Origin of the sequence: Texas Phoenix palm phytoplasma (assembly GCF_005774685.2) — a bacterium.
Taxonomy (GTDB): Bacteria; Bacillota_I; Bacilli_A; order Acholeplasmatales; family Acholeplasmataceae; genus Phytoplasma.
Genome location: NZ_VBRA02000004.1, coordinates 49,215 through 69,355, shown reverse-complemented (window position 1 = coordinate 69,355; position 20,141 = coordinate 49,215). Strand labels below are relative to the sequence as shown.

13 protein-coding genes are annotated in these 20,141 nt (G+C 21.0%); 5 read left to right on the top strand and 8 right to left on the bottom strand.

From position 1 onward, the window contains the following. Positions 1-927 precede the first annotated feature (927 nt). The 3 genes from dnaJ to FEF22_RS00540 all read right to left on the bottom strand — a co-directional run bounded on the left by dnaJ (position 928) and on the right by FEF22_RS00540 (position 4,166). The gene (gene dnaJ, locus FEF22_RS00550) at positions 928-2,043 is read right to left on the bottom strand and encodes a molecular chaperone DnaJ (RefSeq protein ID WP_138107818.1); all 1,116 of its coding nucleotides are present in this window, start codon (positions 2,041-2,043) and stop codon (positions 928-930) included. A 117-nt stretch (positions 2,044-2,160) separates the two neighbouring features. Further along, positions 2,161-4,026 (bottom strand): molecular chaperone DnaK, encoded by a 1,866-nt coding sequence (gene dnaK, locus FEF22_RS00545; protein ID WP_210352262.1) that lies wholly within the window; start codon positions 4,024-4,026, stop codon positions 2,161-2,163. Further along, a complete protein-coding gene (locus FEF22_RS00540) occupies positions 4,023-4,166 on the bottom strand; it encodes a hypothetical protein (RefSeq protein ID WP_210352261.1) in 144 nt (47 codons plus the stop codon). Before FEF22_RS00540 ends, dnaK begins: the two co-directional genes overlap by 4 nt. Before the next feature lie 924 nt (positions 4,167-5,090). Between FEF22_RS00540 and FEF22_RS00535 the strand changes: the two genes are divergently transcribed. Further along, a complete protein-coding gene (locus FEF22_RS00535) occupies positions 5,091-7,973 on the top strand; it encodes a trypsin-like peptidase domain-containing protein (RefSeq protein WP_138107819.1) in 2,883 nt (960 codons plus the stop codon). 124 nt (positions 7,974-8,097) lie between these two features. On the opposite strand, the gene FEF22_RS00530 is transcribed toward FEF22_RS00535, so the two are convergent. The 5 genes from FEF22_RS00530 to FEF22_RS00510 form a co-directional block, all read right to left on the bottom strand. Then, positions 8,098-9,453 (bottom strand): AAA family ATPase, encoded by a 1,356-nt coding sequence (locus FEF22_RS00530; RefSeq protein WP_138107820.1) that lies wholly within the window; start codon positions 9,451-9,453, stop codon positions 8,098-8,100. Between the two features lie 50 nt (positions 9,454-9,503). Next, complete coding sequence (locus FEF22_RS00525; RefSeq protein ID WP_138107821.1) at positions 9,504-10,976, bottom strand: hypothetical protein; 1,473 nt, start codon at positions 10,974-10,976, stop codon at positions 9,504-9,506. A 95-nt stretch (positions 10,977-11,071) separates the two neighbouring features. Beyond that, a complete protein-coding gene (locus FEF22_RS00520) occupies positions 11,072-12,043 on the bottom strand; it encodes a hypothetical protein (RefSeq protein WP_138107822.1) in 972 nt (323 codons plus the stop codon). A 546-nt stretch (positions 12,044-12,589) separates the two neighbouring features. Further along, positions 12,590-14,281 (bottom strand): transporter substrate-binding domain-containing protein, encoded by a 1,692-nt coding sequence (locus tag FEF22_RS00515; RefSeq protein WP_138107823.1) that lies wholly within the window; start codon positions 14,279-14,281, stop codon positions 12,590-12,592. A 207-nt stretch (positions 14,282-14,488) separates the two neighbouring features. Beyond that, positions 14,489-15,223, bottom strand: coding sequence for an amino acid ABC transporter ATP-binding protein (locus tag FEF22_RS00510; RefSeq protein ID WP_138107864.1), 735 nt, complete (start codon positions 15,221-15,223; stop codon positions 14,489-14,491). A 915-nt stretch (positions 15,224-16,138) separates the two neighbouring features. On the opposite strand from FEF22_RS00510, the gene FEF22_RS00505 reads away from it, so the two are divergent. From FEF22_RS00505 to FEF22_RS00490, 4 genes are read left to right on the top strand one after another with little or no spacing between them, the layout of a single operon-like run. Continuing rightward, positions 16,139-17,194 (top strand): metal ABC transporter solute-binding protein, Zn/Mn family, encoded by a 1,056-nt coding sequence (locus FEF22_RS00505; RefSeq protein ID WP_246833684.1) that lies wholly within the window; start codon positions 16,139-16,141, stop codon positions 17,192-17,194. After that, positions 17,191-17,934 (top strand): metal ABC transporter ATP-binding protein, encoded by a 744-nt coding sequence (locus FEF22_RS00500; protein ID WP_138107825.1) that lies wholly within the window; start codon positions 17,191-17,193, stop codon positions 17,932-17,934. Before FEF22_RS00505 ends, FEF22_RS00500 begins: the two co-directional genes overlap by 4 nt. 23 nt (positions 17,935-17,957) lie before the next feature. Further along, the gene (locus FEF22_RS00495) at positions 17,958-19,031 is read left to right on the top strand and encodes a metal ABC transporter permease (protein WP_138107826.1); all 1,074 of its coding nucleotides are present in this window, start codon (positions 17,958-17,960) and stop codon (positions 19,029-19,031) included. Continuing rightward, positions 19,031-20,125 (top strand): iron chelate uptake ABC transporter family permease subunit, encoded by a 1,095-nt coding sequence (locus FEF22_RS00490; RefSeq protein WP_138107827.1) that lies wholly within the window; start codon positions 19,031-19,033, stop codon positions 20,123-20,125. Before FEF22_RS00495 ends, FEF22_RS00490 begins: the two co-directional genes overlap by 1 nt. Positions 20,126-20,141: the final 16 nt, after the last annotated feature.

Here is a 20,141-nt window from a genome sequence, read left to right as displayed (position 1 = left end):
TTTTCTATTTACTAGATATTAATCTAAGCCCCTCACACCACCGAACAAGCAAGTTTCCAAGCATTCGGCGGTTAAACAAGTTTTTGTGTTAAAACTTCTTTTTCCTCTTTCGCCTTGTAAAGGTTGTTACCCTTTGCCTTGGTGAGTCAGTCCACTTCTTTCTTCCAAAAGAAGCTTTGTATTACTCACGACTACTATGATTCTGCTTTTTCCTTGCTTCCACAGACTATTCTGTGTTTTTTTTCAGAGAATTTTTTTCTCTAAGAGAAGTTTAGGAAGATCGAAGTTACTCTAATTATCTACGCGACTCCTTTAGGTATGCAGACCTTTTTTATAATTTATTCTTCCATCTATATAACATGAAAGAGTAAGTTATTTTATATAAAAAGGTAGGTTTAAAGTTAGGTTAATAATAACCATATGATATTTTATTGTTTTATTTAATAAAATTGATAATTTTGAAAATCCAATAATATAATTTTCAAATAACTTTAACAAACAGTTACAATTCATTTCTGTTCAGCAGTATAACTACTCCGTTTATTGCATTTAGCCTTTTTTTTATAAAGGTTATCCATATTAGCCATTCTTCTGGCGTGATCTTGTTGGATATGAATTTCTCCTCAACCCGCTTTTATTCTTTGCTGTAACTTTTGATTCTTTCGTTTCAAAAGCCAAGAATCTGAAGGAACACATTATCATTATGTCCGTGATGCGTGAAATCACTAATAATTAGGCATCATTTCGCGCCCTTACTAAAATCATAATTTTTTTAAGAATTTCCTTACTTATATAATTTTATTGTTTTGAATATAAGAATCTTTTTTTAAAAAAAATATTCTTCATAAATATATGATATCACAAATAAAATTATAAAATTTTTTTTTATAATACAATATATAAGAAGAATATTTTTTTAAAAAAAATTTATTTAAAAAACCAGGATTTACTTTTTTTATTATTATTTGATTTTTCTAATTCTTTAAATTGTTTCAAAATATTTTTTTGCGTAGTAGTTAAATTTTTAGGTGTAGTTATTTTAATAATAACATAATGATCTCCCTTTTTATAAGAAGAATTTAAATAAGGAACACCTTTATTTTTAATTCTAAAACTAGTGTGAGATTGAGTACCTTCAGGAATTTTTAAATCAATTTCACCATAAATAGTAGGGACGCTTATAACAGTTCCTAAAACAGCTTCATAAAAAGTTATATAAGCAGTAGAAATGATATTTTGCTTTTCTCTTTTAAAAATTTCATGATCTTTAATTGAAATTTCTATATATAAATCACCGTTAGGAGAATTTAAATGACCTCCGTCCCCTTGTTGCTCTAATTTAAAAGTCATTCCTTTTTCCACTCCTGCAGGTATATTAAAAATAGTTCTTTTGTTTTTTTTAACTCTTTTTTTTCCTTGACAAAAATAACATTTATTTAAAATGGTTTGACCTTTTCCTTTACATTGAGGACAAATTTGTTGAGTAGTTATATTACCTAAAAAAATTCTTTTATTAACAGTAATATATCCAGTTCCATCGCAATAACTACATAATTCAATATCTTTTGGGCTTTGAGCTCCTGTACCATGACATTTATGACAATCTTCTTCAACAACAAAATTAATTTCTTTTTTTGCTCCCAAAACTGAATCCATAAAATCGATACATAATTCTATATGTTTATCTTCAGGCGCAGGATTAGAATTATTTTTATTACTTTTATTTTGTCTACTGCCGAAAAAACTTTCAAAAATATCACCAAAATCAAATTCCATATTTTCTCCACCAAAACCTTGAAATCCGCTTTGATGAAAATTATTTCCATTAGAATTCCCAAAACGATCATAACTACTTCTTTTATTCGGATCTTTTAAAACATGATAAGCTTCTTGAACTTCCTTAAATTTTTCTTCTGATTTAGGATCCTTAGAAACATCAGGATGATATTTTTTAGAAAGTTTCTTATAAGCTTTTTTAATGTCTTCTTCTGTAGCATTTCTTGTCAATCCTAAAATTTCATAATAATCTTTTGTTTTTTTCACAATATAAACTCCTGCTAAATGTTTTCTTTATTAAAAATTGAAAATTTTAATAAAGAAACCAAAAAAAGAGCTAATCCTCTTTTCTTGGTTTATAATAATATCTATATTTTTAAAATATTATTTTTTTTCTTCAAAATCTGCATCAACAACATTATCATTTTCTTTATTATTGTTTTTATTATCATTTTGTCCTTGATTTTCTTTTTGTTTTTCCTGAGATGCTTGATAAGCTTTAACAGCCACTTGTTGTGCTTCTTTTTCTAAATAATCATGTTTTTCTCTAATTAATTTATAATCTTCATGTCTCAAAGCTTCTTCTAATTCTTTTATGCATTCTTCAATTTTTTTATTGTCTTCAGAAGTAATTGAATCTTTTAAAGAAACTAAAGTTTTTTTAGTTTGAAAAATCAAATTGCTAGCCTCATTACGAGTATCAATTTTTTCTCTTTGTAATTTATCAGATGCTGCATTTTCTTCAGCTTCTTTAAGCATTCTTTGAATTTCTTCTTCAGATAAAGAATTACTACCAGAAATAACAATTTTTTGTTCTTTTTTAGTTCCTAAATCTGTTGCTTTAACAGAAACAATACCATTAACATCAATATCAAAAGTTACTTGTATTTGAGGAACGCCGCGAGGAGCTGAAGGAATATTATCTAAACGAAATCTTCCTAAAGATTTATTTTCACTAGCTAAAGGTCTTTCTCCTTGTAAAACGTGAATATCTACAGAATTTTGATTATCTTCAGCAGTAGAAAAAATTTGCTTTTGTGAAGTAGGAATAGTAGTGTTTCTGTCGATTAACTTAGTAAAAACATTTCCTAAAGTTTCAATACCTAAAGAAATAGGAGTAACATCTAAAAGAACAATATCTTCTACATCTCCAGTTAATATAGCTCCTTGTATAGCAGCTCCCATAGCAACTACTTCATCAGGATTAATACTTTTATTTAAAATATTTTTATTTAATACATTTTTTACTAATTCTTGAACAGCAGGTATTCTAGTAGAACCTCCTACTAAAAGAACTTGATCAATTTTTGTTGAAGTTAATTTAGAATCGCTTAAAGCTTTTTTTAAAGGAACTAAACAACGTTCTACTAAATCATGTGTTAACTCATTAAAAATTGTTCTAGTTAAATTATATTCAAAATGAAGAGGACCACTAGATTTACTCATAGTAATAAAAGGTAAAGAAATTTGAGTAGAAGTTAATCCACTTAATTCTTTTTTAGCTTTTTCAGCTGCATCTTTTAATCTTTGTGAAGCTTGTCGATCTTTAGATAAATCAATACCATGTTCTTTTTTAAATTCTTTAACTAAAAAATCAACTATTTTATAATCAAAATCATCACCACCCAAATGATTATCACCTGAAGTAGCTAAAACAGAAAAATTACCTTCATCTAAATTTAAAATAGAAACATCAAAAGTACCGCCTCCTAAATCAAAAACCAAAATATTTTGTTCTCTATTTTGACTCTTATCTAAACCATAAGCTAAAGCAGCAGCAGTAGGTTCATTAATAATTCTTTTCACTTCTAAACCAGCTATTCTACCAGCATCTTTAGTAGCTTGTCTTTGAGAATCATTAAAGTAAGCAGGTACGGTAATAACAGCTTGTGTAACAGAACATCCTAAATATTCCTCAGCTTGTTGTTTTAAATTTCTCAAAATCATAGCACTAATCTCTTGAGGAGTATATTTTTTACCATTTATATTCACAGTAAAATCACTTTCTCCCATATGTCTTTTAATAGACGCAACAGTATTAGGATTTGTTAACATTTGTCTTTTAGCTATTTCACCTACAAAAATATCTTCTCCTTTGAAAGAAACAATTGAAGGAGTAGTTCTGCCGCCTTCTGCATTAGTAATAACTTTAGGTTCTCTTCCTTCCATAATAGAAACACAAGAATTTGTAGTTCCTAAATCTATTCCAATAATTTTATTTGTTTTCATTATTTTATTCACTCCATTCATTTATTTTTACCATTGCTGGTTTGATTAGATCGAGATAGAATTAGACCGTTTTTCTCTTTATTAGATATTAATCTAAGCCCCTCACACCACCGAACAAGCAAGTTTCCAAGCATTCGGCGGTTAAAAAAGTTTTTTCTCAAAACTTCTTTTTCCTCTTTCGCCTTGTAAAGGTTGTTACCCTTCGCCTTGGTGAGTCAGTGCACTTCTTTCTTCCAAAAGAAGCTTTGAATTACTCACGACTACTATGATTCTGCTTTTTCCTTGCCTCCACAGACTATTCTGTGTTTTTCTTAAGAGAATTTTTTTCTCTAAGAGAAGTTTAGGAAGATCGAAGTTACTCTAATTATCTACGCGACTCATTTAGGTATGCAAACCTTTATAATTTAATCTTCAATCTATATAACATTAAAGAATAAGTTCTTTTTATATATAAAGGTAGGTTCAAAAGTTAGGTTAATACTAATAACCCTATGATGTTTTTTCAAAAACATTGATAATTTTAAAAATCATATAAAGTAATTTTCAAATAACTTTGATAAACAGTTACAATTCATTTCTGTTTAGTAGCACAATTCCCCTTTTATTGCATTTAGCCTTTTTTCATAAAGGTTATCCATGCGAGTCATTCTTCTGGCGTGATCTTGTTGGATATGAATTTCTCCTCAATCCGCTTTTATTCTTTGCTGTAACTTTTCATTCTTTCGTTTAAAAAGCCAAGAATATGAAGGAACACATTATCATTATGTTCGTGATGCGTGAAATCACTGATAATTAGGCATCATTTCGCGCCCTTATACACCTCTATAAAATTTATTATTAATTTCTAGCACTCATTGTTAATGACTGCTAATTTATATTTTAAAGTTTTTTTTTTACAAAGTCAATAAAAATTGTTAATAAAAAATAATTTTGTTAAAACAATTAAATAAATAATTGTTTAAAATATAAATGCATGTAAATTATTAAAATTTTAAATAAACAATCATTATATAAAAAAAATAAAATAATTTTTAATTAAAAAAATAAATTAAACAAAAACAAAAATAAAATAGGAGTATGTTTTCTTGAAAAGTATATATTCATTTAAATATTTAAAAAATTATTATTTTTTATCTTTTTTATTTTTTTTTCTATTCTTTATGGTTATTTTTTTTTATTATAAATTTTTATTCATCATAAATAAAGAAAATATAATTTCAAATCAAATTAACGAAAATCAAATTAATTTTAATAAATCAAACAATAAATTAAAAATAATTCAAAATATTCAAGATAAACTAAATAAAACATTTAATAAACAAAATGATCCAAATTTTGATTTCAACACATTAGAAACATATAAATTAAAAAAACATAGTTTCAAAAAAGGAGAAGAAATATATTCTTTTACTATAGATAAAAAAACAAATATAAAACTTTTTCAAGAAGGAATTATAAGTAGTGATTATGAATTAGAAGACACTCATTATTTACCTGTTTCAATAACTGGAGAAAATAATAAAATTTTTTTCACAACTAAAGGTGAATTTGCAGGAATTTCATTACAACAAAACAATAATTCCGATGAAAAATATATTTTAACAACTAATCATTTATTATCTTTTTTAAATTGCTATAACTTAGAAACAAGAGATATTGCAAAAAATTGTGAAAAAAAACAAAATGAATATAGATTTCCTATAGAATTTCAAAAAAATAACAATCCTTCAGAAATACAAAAAGAATATATTTTTTTAGACAAAAAACAGATTTTTGCAGGTTTTTTATGCGAAAAATTACAAACAGAAGAAAATTTATTATTAGAATATAAAGTTTTAGAAAATGCTAAAATGAAAGAAATAAAAAAATGCTATCAAAACTTAAAACAATTAAAAGAAGAAAATAAAATAATAAAAAATTTAAAAAAAATGAAAATGCAAAAAAATTCAACTTTATCAGATCAAATTGAAAATTTATCAAAAATTACATTTTTAATAGTTTTAGAAAAGTCTATTGGTTCAGGATTTATTTTTGAAGTAAAACCAATAATAATAGACAATAAAACAATGTATGAATATTACGTTTTAACAAATAAACACGTAATCACAGAAGAAATAAAAGATTTAAATACTCAATTAACAACTAATATTAGACTAATCAATAATTTTTTTCAAAATAAAAAAACAGAATTAGTAGGATTTATTGATAGTGAAAAAAAATATGATGATTTAGGTATTTTAAAATTTACAGATGAAGATGATAATAAATTTCAAGAAATAAAAGAAATTTTAAATAATTCAATAGTAGAAGAAGAAATGCTACAAATTAATCAAGGAGAATCTATTTTTAGTATGGGCTCTAAAATGGTGCCTCTTCATAATATAGATTTACTTTTTCCTAAAAATGAAAAAGAAATAAATATTATAAAAATAGATTGGGATACAATGGAAATTATGTTTGAAGAAAATGAACAAAAAATTATTCCAAAACGTATTTTAATAACAGAAACAAATTTATTAAAAAAAGGTAATATTATTTTTTTTAATCCAAAAGAAATTAATTTTAATATTGAATTAGATAATGGAAATAGCGGTGGACCTATTTTTAACAAAAAAGGTCAAATTTTAGGAATAAACAGAAGCACAATACAAAGTGATTTTGAAGAAGATAAATTTTCTCAAGCTATTAATATATTGCATATAAAAAATTTATTTAAAGACATATTAATCGCTAAAGAAAAAAATAAATTACAACAATTCTTTAATTATTCTGAAGAAAATATAATAGAAAGAGAAATGAATAATTTTTTAAATTACTTTGAAAAAAATAATTCAGAAAATAAAATTAAAGAAAATTATAATTTAACAATTTTTTTAGAATATTTATTCAAATTTAAAAAAAACGAAACAAAAAAAAAATTTATATCGAAAATAATAGAAAGTAATGAAGAAAATAAAAATCTTTTATTAGAAATAAAATTAACAAATAACGGAGATAATGAAAAAAAAATATTTTCTTTAGATCCAACAAAAGAACAAGTTCAAATGACGTTAGAAACAAAAAACAATAATGAAAATAAAATTTTTATAATTCAATTTGAAAAAAAAATAAAAAACAATACTATTGAAAAAATACAATATAATATTTACAAAAATTCCCAAGAAACACAAGATAATTCTTTTTTATCTTTCGAAATTATAAATTTAGATAAAATAAAAAATAAAAAAATAACAAATGCAGAAAAAATAAAAAATTCTTTAATAGTTTGGAATCAAGAACCAAATAACAGCGGAAATGGAATTATATTTCAAAAACAAAATTTACCTAATGATGAATTTTTATATTTTGTATTATCTACTTTTGAATCTAATGATGATATTTTTTACAAAATATTAAATAATATTAAAAACATTTTTTCAGATGAAATAGATATAATGGCATATAATTATGATAATATTTTAATAAAAGAAAAAGGCAATATACAAAATATTTTTTTAGACACAAATGATTTAGTTTTAATTACTTTCAAATCTAAACACGATTTACCTATTACTCCAACCAAAAATAAAAAACAATTATTAACAGGAGAAAAAATATATTTTTTAAAAAATAACGATAACGAAAAACATTTACCAAGAATATTTAAAAGCAATATAAGCGAAATAGAAAAAAATTCATTTTTATTTTCTTCTAATTTCGATCTACAAAATAAAAAAAAATTAAATAATAAACAATTATTTTTTTTATGTTTTGATAGTGATAAAAATTTTATAGGAATAAATAATTCAGAAGAAAATAATCTTGAAACTCCTTCATATTTCATAAGAGGTTCTTTGGACATAAACAAAATAGATTATTTTTTTATTCAAAAAAAAATTAAACAAAATTTAAATCTTTTTTGTTCATTTTTATTTTTAATAATAGTATTTTTTATTAAAATTATTTTAATTCCTAAAAAAATAAATTAATTTTTTCAAAATATTTAATTAATTTTTAATGAAAAAATAATTTATTTTTAAATTATTATTTTTTATTTTTTTTATTAAAAATATTTTTATTAATTTATTAATAATAGAGGAAGTTAAAATTAAATTATAATAGAAAAATTTTTTTATAAGACGTTTCAATATCTTGTTTTTCTACTATTGATCGGTTATTTTTAGCTGCATTCCTTACTATAGAATTTAAAAAATTTTCTAATGTTCTATTAGCTCTTTTTTCTTCAGGAAAATTCTCAATAAGTTCATTAACAGTATTAAATAAATAATCTTTAGCTTCTTCATTATATTTATTATTTCTTTTTTGAATTCTTTGTTTTAAAAATTCTAATCTAAAATCCTTATCAAAAACTTTAACTTCTATATGATAATCAAAACGAGATTTAATAGCTTCATCTAATTTATCATAATGATTAGTAGCGCCAATAATTAAAATAGGTTTTTTAGGATCATTATCAGCACTTGTAGTCTCAGTTTTAAACTGATTAACAATATTAGCTAAATCTTTACTAACATTTTCACCTAATTTAGATAAATTTTTAAAAATTTCTTCACATTCATCTAAAAATATAATAGAAGCTTTAATTTCAGGTTTTTTATTATTGTTTCTTACATCTCTAAATAAATCACGTACTTTTGCAGGTCCTTCGCCATAAATACCACAAGAAAACTCAGGAGATGCTAACTCATAAAAACTTACTTGAGGTCCTGCTTTTTTTGATAAACTTCTAGAAAGTAAAGTTTTTCCTGTTCCTGGACAACCATATAAAATAACTCCTCTAGGAGCGTCTATAGCTCCTATAACATCTGGATCATAATTTTCTGGATGTTCTAAATAATTCAAAAATTCTTCTAAAGCTTTTTTTTCTTCATTCATACCAATAACATCTTCAAAAGGAATAAAATTTTTTTTATCTTTAGGAAAAAATTTAGTATCAGAATTGTTGAATGATGATAAATTATTATTTTCCGTATAATTTCCCATATTATAATGATTATTATCAAATGAATTTTTATCGCAACTATTATAACCATTATTGTTTTCAAATTCAGAATTTGCAGAAGAAGATGTTTTGTAAACATATTCATTAGAAGATAAAACTTTATTTTGTTCTATTAAATAATTTATATCATCTTTATAATCTTTCATTTGATTTTCAAATTTTTGTTCAACAATAGGAACTATTATATTTTGTATTTGATCAGGATCTAAATCCAAAACTACATCATGATTATTAAGATTATTAATACTATTAATTTCATTATTTTGATTATTATTTATTTTTTGTTCTAAATTTTTAATTTCTTCTTCAAAACTATTATTAATATATAAAAAATATAAAGAAAAAAAACATAAAGTAAAAAATAAAAACATATTTAAAAACAAATTAATATTAAAATCACTATCGCTATCTAATATCAAATTTTTACCATTTTCTATTTTAATCATTATTTGTATTATCTTTTTTTATTTTTATCCTCTTAAAAAATTTATAAATTTTATTCTATTTCATTATTATTAAAATTTAAATTATTATTTTTAATTCCCAAATTATTTTCTTCAACAAAATAAAATTTTAATTTATAAAAATCCTTATCTAATTCTAATAAATCTTCAGTTGTTGAAACCAATTTACATTTTTCATATTGAATCTCAAATTGTTTTATTTTTTCTAATAAATTAATAGGTTCTTTTAATGATATAAAAAAACTATTTAAATTTGGTTCTTTATTAAATTTTCTATGCATTCTCGTAATAAAATCATTATAATAACTTTTATTAGAACCTAAAATAGTACTAGTCGGATAACACAAATAAAAACAACCTACATTTGGTAAAAAAATTTTACAATGAAGATTAGAAAAAGTTTTTTCGTCAAAAGGAGAATAATTTTTTTTATTCCATAAAATAAAAATTCTTTCTATATTTTTTTCCTTTAAAACAAAATCAAAAAAATTTTTAAAAAAATCAAATTTATTAGAAATATTATCTAATGAATTTATATCAAAAATTTTAATATCATTTTGTTTATTAATATAAAAAATTATAAAATCTGATGAATTATTATCTTTATAATGGTTTAATATATTTTCCTCAAATTTTGAATAAAATTTGAAATTAGAAAATTGTTTTAAAATTTTTTTTATATTTTCTTGAGATTGTAAAGGAAATAAAATATGCTTAATTAAATAAAATTTTTTTTTATCAACTAATTTTTGAACTAATTTTTCTTCTCTAGAAAATAGAGGATTAATTTTATCAATTAAATGAACACATTTTATTTTTTCATAGTCTTTTCCGCAAATAGAATTATCATTATAAACTAAATCAAAATCAACACTTAAAGAAAAAGGAATTTTTTCTATTTCGCTTTCCATACCGAAAACATTAAATTTATGACCAACTTTAATCATAATTTCTTGTGATTCAACATCATAAGGAATTTTTTGCATAAAATTTTTTTTTTCATCATTTGTTTGTTTAAATTTAGATTCAAAAATACCATTATTATTTTTTACAAAAAATTCAATATCAAATTGTTCAGTTTTTTCTTTAATAACTAATTGATCATTTTCTTTAGAATCTAAAAAAATCTTAGCATTAACATGAAGAAAAACATTATCTGTTTTTATTAAAGATTTTTTCTTATTATCAATAACCGAAACTTGAAAATAATATTTTTGAAATTCTTCTGATTTTTTTTTTGAAAATAAAGAATATTTATCAGGAATACTTTTAACATTTAAAACATATTTTTTTTCCAATAAGATTCCATCAGGATTATTTTTTTTAGATATTTGAATCACATTTGGTTTTTGTATTTTAGCACTAATAAAATTACAAACATTTTCTTTTTCTATTTCTTCGCCTTCAGATGCATATAATAAATTATTGGGAAACAAAAAAACAAAAAAAGTATAAAAAAAAATAAAAAAATATTTTTTTTTATTTTTTTTTTTATATAAAAACATAATTAAATTTTCATAAAAAATTCCTTCCTTTTTATAAGAAAATATTAAAATTTTCTTATAAAAATTTAAAATATAAAAATTTTAAATAAAAATTATTAATTGCTTATTGTATTAGTTTGTACATTTCTATTTTGTTCTAAATTAACTATTTTAACTAAAATTTTTTCACCTTTTTTACTATCAACATGTGTTTCTTGAGTTGGTAATTTCATTCCTAAAGAACCTTTTCTACTTGATTTTGCAGAATGTTCTCGTCCATTTTCATCAACTAAATCATACTCTACTATAATTTTTATAGAAGGAGTATCGTAATCACTAGCAAATTCAGAATAACTTCTTCTTTTAGTATGATTGTGTCTATTATAAGAATCAAAAAAATCTTTCAAATTTTCTTTATTTAAAGTAATATTACTTTGTATTTGTATCAAAACTTCATAAGAAAAATATTCATCATTTGCGTTAGAAGCTGATTTCTTTAACATTTCAGGACGTTGTAATTTGCCAGAAGCATCAACATAAGGTTGTTTATTATTAGAACTATTATCTACTTTAGAATAAGAAAGAAGAGTAGGAAAAATACTAGATTCTTTTTCACTATTAGATTTCTCATCATATATAGAAGTTGTTATATCTTGGCCTTTTTTAGTACTTATTAACATTAAATCATCGTTACTATTATTATTTTTTGCTAATAAAAAAATTTTATAATTAATACTTAACCATTTATATTTATTTAATAAATCTACAGCTTTATTTTTAGTTTGATTGCTATCTAATTTAACTATATGTGTTTCTTCTATAGTGTAAGTTTGTTGTTCATCATTAATAAAAGGATCATTCAAAGATAATAATTCATTTTTCTTAGTTGTAGAATCTGCTTTGCAATCTACTATAAGAAGTTCTCCAGTAGATTTTCCTATTTTAAAATTTTTACTAAATTGCTTTTCTTTATGAAAAAAATTCATTAAAGAAAAAGCAACAGTGAAAAAAAAAGATAATATAATTATTAAAAAATAAAAACAATAAACTATTTTTTTATTGATAAAAATATTTTTTCTCTCTAACATAACAGAGCAATAATCCTCTTTGTTTTCTTACAATGATTTTTAATCTTTTCTTTTTTATTTTTATTAATTTAAAAATAATTATAAAAAATATACTTAATTAACATAAAAAATTAAATTAAATTCAAAAAATCCAAAAAAATTATAAAAAATAATAATCTTTAAATTAATTGTTTTTTTTAAAGATTATTAAGTAAAAATATTTTTAAAATTTAACTTAAACTTAAAATTATATTCATATGTAAAAAAAAAAAAACAAATTAAAAAAAAATTTAAAAAAACAAATTAAAAAAAACAAATTAATTAATAAAAAAATATAAAAATATAAAAAATTTTAATATATATTAAATGATAATAATAATTATAATAAATTACAAATATAAAGTTAATTTTATTAATGATAAAATTAAAATAATTAACAATATAATATCCACATTATAATATTTTTTACTTTTCTTTACAAGAAAAAACATAAAAACATAAAAAATTTTTACTTTTAAATAAATATTTTTATGTTTTATGTTTTTTTATAAATTATTTTCTAATTAATTATTTATCTTTTTGAGTAAAAAAAACTAATAAATTAGTAAAAGAAACTAAAACAAAATAAATTAAACTAACAATAAAATAAGGAATAACAGAATCATAAGTAATAGAGATATTTCTTTGAGCAGTCCACAAAAGACTCATTAATCCAATAATAGAAAATAAAGCAGTATCTTTAATATTATTTAAAAATTGTGAAAAAATAGAAGGATAGGTTCTTTTTATACTTTGATCAAAAATAATATAACGAAAAACTTGCTTTTTTTCCATTCCCAAAGCATAAGCTGCTTCTATTTGACCCTGGTCTAAAAACCTAATATTTTCAATCATAATATGCATAAGATTTGCTGCTGTGTTTAAAACAATAACAATTAAAGATATATAAAAAGTACCTAAAAAACCTTTAAAAACATCAAAACTACTTATAAATAAATTAAAAAATAACAAAGCTTGAACTGATATAGGAACAGATTTTAAAAAATTAATAAAAAATTCAATTGCAATAAAAAACCATTTTCTAATATAGAAAAGAAAACTGTTTTTCTCTATATCTTCAGAAAATATTTTAATTTTAACTAAAAATAAAGCTGCAAAAAAACCTAAAATAAGTCCATCAAGAGCCAATATAAAAGACATAAAAAAACTTTTTATATATGAAGGAAAAGAAATTAATATTTTTTTCACAAAACTTTCATTTTTATTAGAATTTATTTTTTTTTGAACATATCTTAAATCTTCTAAAGCTTTTTCTTTAAAAACATCCATATAATTTGGCATTTTATTTTTTATTTTTGTTAAAGCTTCTTCTAATTCTGATTTTAAATTTGGGTTATTTTTTTTAATAAACATACCTAAATTACTAACTACAAAATCATTTTTTAAAGTAAAAGAAACAAACTTTTGCTCTTCATCATTTTCGATATAATTATCCAACAAAATTTTATCCAATATCAAAACATCAGTAACTTTTTTATCTAATAAATTAACACACTTAACTATATCTTCTCTAGTTAAGTAAATAGAATCTTTATCAAAAACATTATGCTCATCTTTATCCAAATAATTTCTAACTTTTTCATCAAAAACACAACCAGTCATTGTAGATAATTTTATTTTAGAATTTTCATCAAATGATTTTCTTAAATTTGATAAAGAAATAATATTATCTTTTTTATCTAAATGTTGTTCGAAAAATGGTTGGTGTTCTTTTCTTACCATAATTCCTACTTCTGGTTCACAATATTCAACAACCAACATTTTTTCTTTACGTTTGTCAGTAGCATTCATCAAACCAAGAGCAAAATCAACTTTTCCAGTTTCTAAAGCAGACAAAAGACCAGCAAAATCATAAATTTTAATAGATAATTTTTTTCCCATTTGATCTGCTAATTCTTTACATAAAAGAATATCAATACCACTAATAGTTTCTCCATTTTCAGTAGGCACACTATATTTAGCATCATAACCATCAAAAATAAAAGGAGGGATGTTATTATGAACACCTAACGTAATTACATTTTTTTTATCTTGAAAAAAATTTTGATTATTTTTCTTATTAAAAGAAAATAAAACAAAATAATGCATCCAAATTAAAATAAAAACACAAGTACATAATAGAAATATTTTAATTATTTTATTCCATTTTTTTTTAATATAAAAATAACAATTTTTTATTTTATTTATTTTATTCGACATAACAATTTAATTTTTAATTAATACCTTTCTTTATGGTTTTTTGTTTTTTTTAAAATTAGATAATTGCATTCATTTTTTAATTAAATTTTAAAACATAAATGAAAATAAATTTCCATCTTTTTAAGAAATAAAGCAAAAAGAATAATAATTTTTTAATTAAAAAAATATTATTAAATTATTAATATTTTAAAAAAATTATTAAAAAAATCAAAAATCTTCAAAAAAAGACTTAGCTTTTGGATAATCATTAGTTTCAAAAATATCTCTAGATTTTCCTTTTTCTACAATTCTACCTTTTTCCATGAAACAAATTTGATGAGATACTTTTTTAGCAAATTTCATTTCATGAGTTACAATTATTAAAGTCATATCTTTATGTTTCGATAATTTCTGTAATATCCTAAGAATTTCTTGAGAAGATTCAGGATCCAAAGCGGAAGTAGGTTCATCTAAAAGAAGAACTCTAGGATACATGCATAAAGCCCTAGCAATAGCAACTTTTTGTTTTTGCCCTCCGGAAAGTTTTTCAACACTTTTGTGAGCAAATTTTTCCATACCTACTTCTTCTAATTTCAAAAAAGCATTTTTCTTTGCCTTTTCTTTTGTTAAATTCAAAACTTTCATAGGAGCTAAACAACAATTTTCTAAAACTGTTCTTTTATCAAATAAATTAAAATTTTGGAAAACCATACCCACTTTACTTCTTAAATAAGACAAAGGAAAATCTTTAGTTAAAATATTTCTTCCATTTATTAAAATTTCTCCTGAATCCGGTCTTTCTAGTAAATTTAAACATCTTAATAAAGTAGATTTCCCTGAACCAGAATGTCCAATAATAGTTATTATTTCTTTAGATTTAATTCGTAAATTAATATTTTTTAAAACAGCATGATTAATAAAAGACTTGTTTAAATTTTTTATTTCAATAAGACAATGATTCATTAATTTACCTCTTCTTAAACAAAACATAAAGATTATTTTTTAATTAAAAAACAACTTAAAATTAAAATTTAATATTTTAAATTATTTATTTTAATTATTTAATAATATTTATTTTTATTTTTTTTTATTTAATTTATTTTTTTATTAAAAAATTTATTTTTAATATTTTATTGTTAAATTTATAATTGTTTAAAAAGTTCATTAAAATTATTTTTCATAAATTAAGGAAATTCTTTCAAAACAAAATACAAAAAAAACAAAATAAATTTAAATATTAGTTTTATTGTATAATTTAAATAATGTTTTGTCAACTTCATTTACTTTTTTTATTTAAAAAAATTAATTTTTTTAATTTGTATTTCAAAATATTTTAGTATATAATTTATATGTATAAGAATGCATCGAAAGAAAGAAAAATTTAATTAAAGTTTAATATAATATAATATTAATTTTAATACTATGCATTTTGAAAATCGAAAAAAATATATAAATAAATAAATTTAATGTTAAATAAAACATTAATTTCTAATGTTGTTATTGAAAAGATTTATTGAAAATAATAAAGAAATAAACTAAAAAAAAAAAAAAATAAACAAAAAAATAAAATTTTAATTTAAAATAATTAAAAATTAAGCAAAAATATATAAATTAAATAATAAGACTGATACAAAAAAATATATATAAAATAAATAACAGGAAATACATATAATTAATTATTAATATCTATTAAATTATTGAAATTAATATTTTTTTTTGTTAATTACAAAAGTAATTTTAATAAATTTTTTAAAATATATTATTTTTCAAAAATTTCTAATTTATATTAATAAAATTTTTAAGGAGGAAAAATTTATATATTGTTGTATTATGTTAAAAATAAAAGAAAAAATTTATAATTTCTGGTATATATATATAATGATATCAGTTACATTCTTAATTTTATTAGTTCCATTAATATCATTTTTAAAAGAAAAAGAAAAAATTAATCCAAACCAATTAAAAATAAAAAAAATATTAACAACAACTACTATTTTAAAAGATTCTGTGCAACATCTTCTAGGTTTTGTAGACTCTAACGAAGTACCGAAAGAATATAATTTAAAATATAAAAAAATTGATAATTTTAAATGTGAAAGTTTGATGAATACAGGAATAGATCCTCATAATTATAAAACAACTCTATCAGACAGAAAAAAAATTAAAGAAGCTGATTTAATTATTATTAATGGTTTAAATTTAGAAACAAAAATGATAGACTCTTTTTATCTTTTAAAAGAAAAAGATCAATTATGGATAGCTGGTGATTTTTTAGATAAAAGCAAATTAATAAAAAGCGAAGATGATTCGGAACATTATGATCCTCATGTATGGTTTGAAATAGATTTATGGAGAAATATAAATAAAAACTTAAAAACGAGATTAGAACAAACATTAAATACAAAAGAAGATATAATAAAATTAGAAAATAATTATAAAATTTTTGATATTCAATTAGAAGAATTAAAAAAAAAAATTATTTCTGAAATGAAAAACTTGAAAAAAGAATTAACAAAACAAAATAATGAATTTATTGTAGTTACAGCTCATGATGCTTTTTCTTATTGGCAAAAATTTTCAGAAGAAAATTTATGTTCTTTTAGATTAGAATCAATACAAGGTATATCAACGCAAACAGAATCTAGCTTAAATAGAATAATTCAATTATCAAAAATACTATCAGAAAACAATGTAAAATCTATTTTTACAGAAAATTCTATACCAAAAGATTCTCTGAAAAGCCTTAAAGAAGAAGTAAACAAGTTAAAAAAAAATTCAAACCCAATTAAAATACCTGATAATGTTGAATTATATTCAGATTCTTTAGGAACGGATAGAAAAATAGAAATTTTAAATAATTTTAAATACAAACATTCTACTTATATAGGAGCTTTTTTAAATAATATTAAGGTAATAAAAGAAAATTTATTATGAAAAAATCAAAAACATCTATTCAAATTAAAGATTTAACAGTTTCTTATTATTTAAAACCTGCATTATGGGACATAGATATTAATATTTTCGAAGGCTCTCTAACAGGAATTATTGGTCCTAACGGAGCTGGAAAATCAACTTTAATTAAAACTTTAATAGAATTAGTACCTAAAATTTCAGGAGAAATTTTATTTTATAATCAAAAATATAAACAATTTCGTAAAAAAATATCTTATGTACCGCAAAGAAATTCAGTAGATTGGGATTTCCCTACAACTGTTTTTGATGTTGTTTTAATGGGAAGGTATGGTCATTTAGGTTGGTTTAAAAAACCAACAAATAAAGATTATGAAATAGCTATGCAATCTTTAGATAAAGTAGGAATGGTTAATTTAAAAAATCGTCAAATTGCAGAACTATCAGGAGGACAACAACAAAGAATATTTTTAGCAAGAGCTTTAGCGCAGCAAGGAGAAATTTATTTAATGGATGAACCTTTTCAAGGAGTAGATATTCAAACAGAAAAAAAAATAATTACAGTTTTAAAAAATTTGCAAAAACAAAATAAAACTATTTTAGTAGTCCATCATGATTTAGAAACAGTAAAAAATTACTTTGATCATGTGATTTTATTAAATATAAAAAAAATTGCTAGCGGTCCTATTGAGAAAAGTTTTACTACAGAAAACATAAAAAAAACTTTTCAAAACAATCCTTTTATTAAAAAAATAAAAAATTAAAATTGATTAAAGGCATTAAAAAAATGAATTTAAGTTTAATTATAAATTATTTTACAAACTATACGGTTTTAAAAATATTTTTAGGAACTTCTTTATTAGGTTTTACATCAGGTATTTTAGGAGTATTTATAATTTTAAAAAAAAAAGATTTACTAGGAGATACTCTTTCGCATTCAATTTTGCCAGGAATAGCATTATCTTATATTTATTTTCAAAATACAAGCGAATGGGTTATTTGGATAGGAGCATTTGGAGCTTCAATAATTTCATTATTTTTAATAGAAATAATAAAAAAATATTCTAAAATTAAATCAGACACAATATTATCATTAATATTAGCTTCTTTTTTTGGATTAGGTAATATTTTATTAGCTTTAATACAAAAAGAAAATCAAGACAGTTCTATAGCTATTTTAGAAAAATTTATACTTGGTCAAACAGCTTTAATCTCAGCAGAACATGTTTTTTCTGTAATTATAGTAGCCTTTGTAACTTTTATATTAATAACTTTCCTATGGAAAGAAATTAAAATTTTTATTTTTGATGAATTTTTTGCAAAAAGTCTTGGCTTTAATATTGTATTAATATCATTGATTTTAAATACTTTACTAATAGCAGTAATTGTAATTAGTTTAAAAATGACTGGAATTATTTTAACAAGTGCTTTTTTAATTATGCCTGGAGTTATTTCAAGACAAATAAGCGATAAATTATTCATAAATGCTTGTATTGCTTCTTGTGTTACATTTTTTTCAAGTTTTATAGGTATTTTAATTAGCCTAAAAATAGAAAATATGCCTACAGGTCCTATAATTATAATAATTACAACTATTTTTATACTTATTACATGTTTATTTTCTAATAAATACGGAATATTACAAAAATATTTTAAAAATAAAAAATATAAAAATAAAATTAAAAAATTTAGACAATTAATACATTTATACAATAATAACGAAAATACTAATATTAAAGATATAGAGCCTTTTTTATTTGAAAAAAAATATTTATATTTAAATAAAAAAAACAAAAAAATTATTATCAATAAAAAAGGAATAAAATTAATAGAAAATTTAATTAATGGAAGTGTTGAATAATGTTTTTAAACAAAATTATTGATAATTTTGAAATAGATGTTTTTTTAGTTTTAATTTTTTGTTCTTTGGCTTTATCTAGTTTAGGAGTTTTTTTAGTATTAAAAAAAGTTTCTATGGTAATAGATGCAATAAGTCACAGTGTTTTATTAGGAATAGTTCTAGCTTTTTTAATTTTTCAAGATTTAAATTCTCCTTTTTTAATTATAGGAGCTGCTTCTGTAGGAGTATTGACTGTTTATTTAGTAGATTTAATCTTTAAAAACACTAAAATTTCTAAAGATTCTGCTATAGGAATAACTTTTACATTTTTCTTTTCTATTGCAATAATTATTATAAGTTTATGGACAAGAGATGTTCATATAGATACTGATGCAGTTTTTTTAGGAAATATAGAATTAACACATATAAGACAATTATATAAAATAATTCCAATATTAATAACAAATATTATATTTGTTATTATTTTTTACAAAGAATTAAAAATTTTTATTTTTGACCCTTCTCTAACAAATATTTTAGGTTTTTCTTCATGTATAATTAATTACATATTAATGACTTTATCTTCCATAACAACGGTTATTGCTTTTGATTTGGTAGGTTCTGTAATGACTATAATTTGCATGATAGGCCCTGCAGCAATATCTATTTTATTAACTAAAAATTTATTTAATTGTTGGTGTTTATCATTATGGATTTCATTTGTAAGCTCTAGTTTAGGTTATTTTTTAGGAATAATCTGGGATTTACCAGTTTCAGGTTTAATTTCGGTAATAATTTTAATACTTTTTTTATTAGTTCTTTTTTTAGAACCTAAAAGAGGAATTATAGCTAAATTCATCCAACAAAACATACAAAAAAAGAATTTTATGATTATTACTTTATTAATGCATATAGAAAATAATAATGCAAAAAATAAAAAAAATATTATTCAAGAAATAAAATATGATTTAAATTGGTCTTATTCTTGTTTTAAAAAATGTATTAAAAAAGCACAAAAAGAAAATCTTATAAAAAACAAAAATAAAGAGTTAATGTTAACTAATTTAGGAAAAAAATTCCTATATAAAAAAAATAAAGATTTCGGTTTAATTTGATATTAAAAAAATAAAA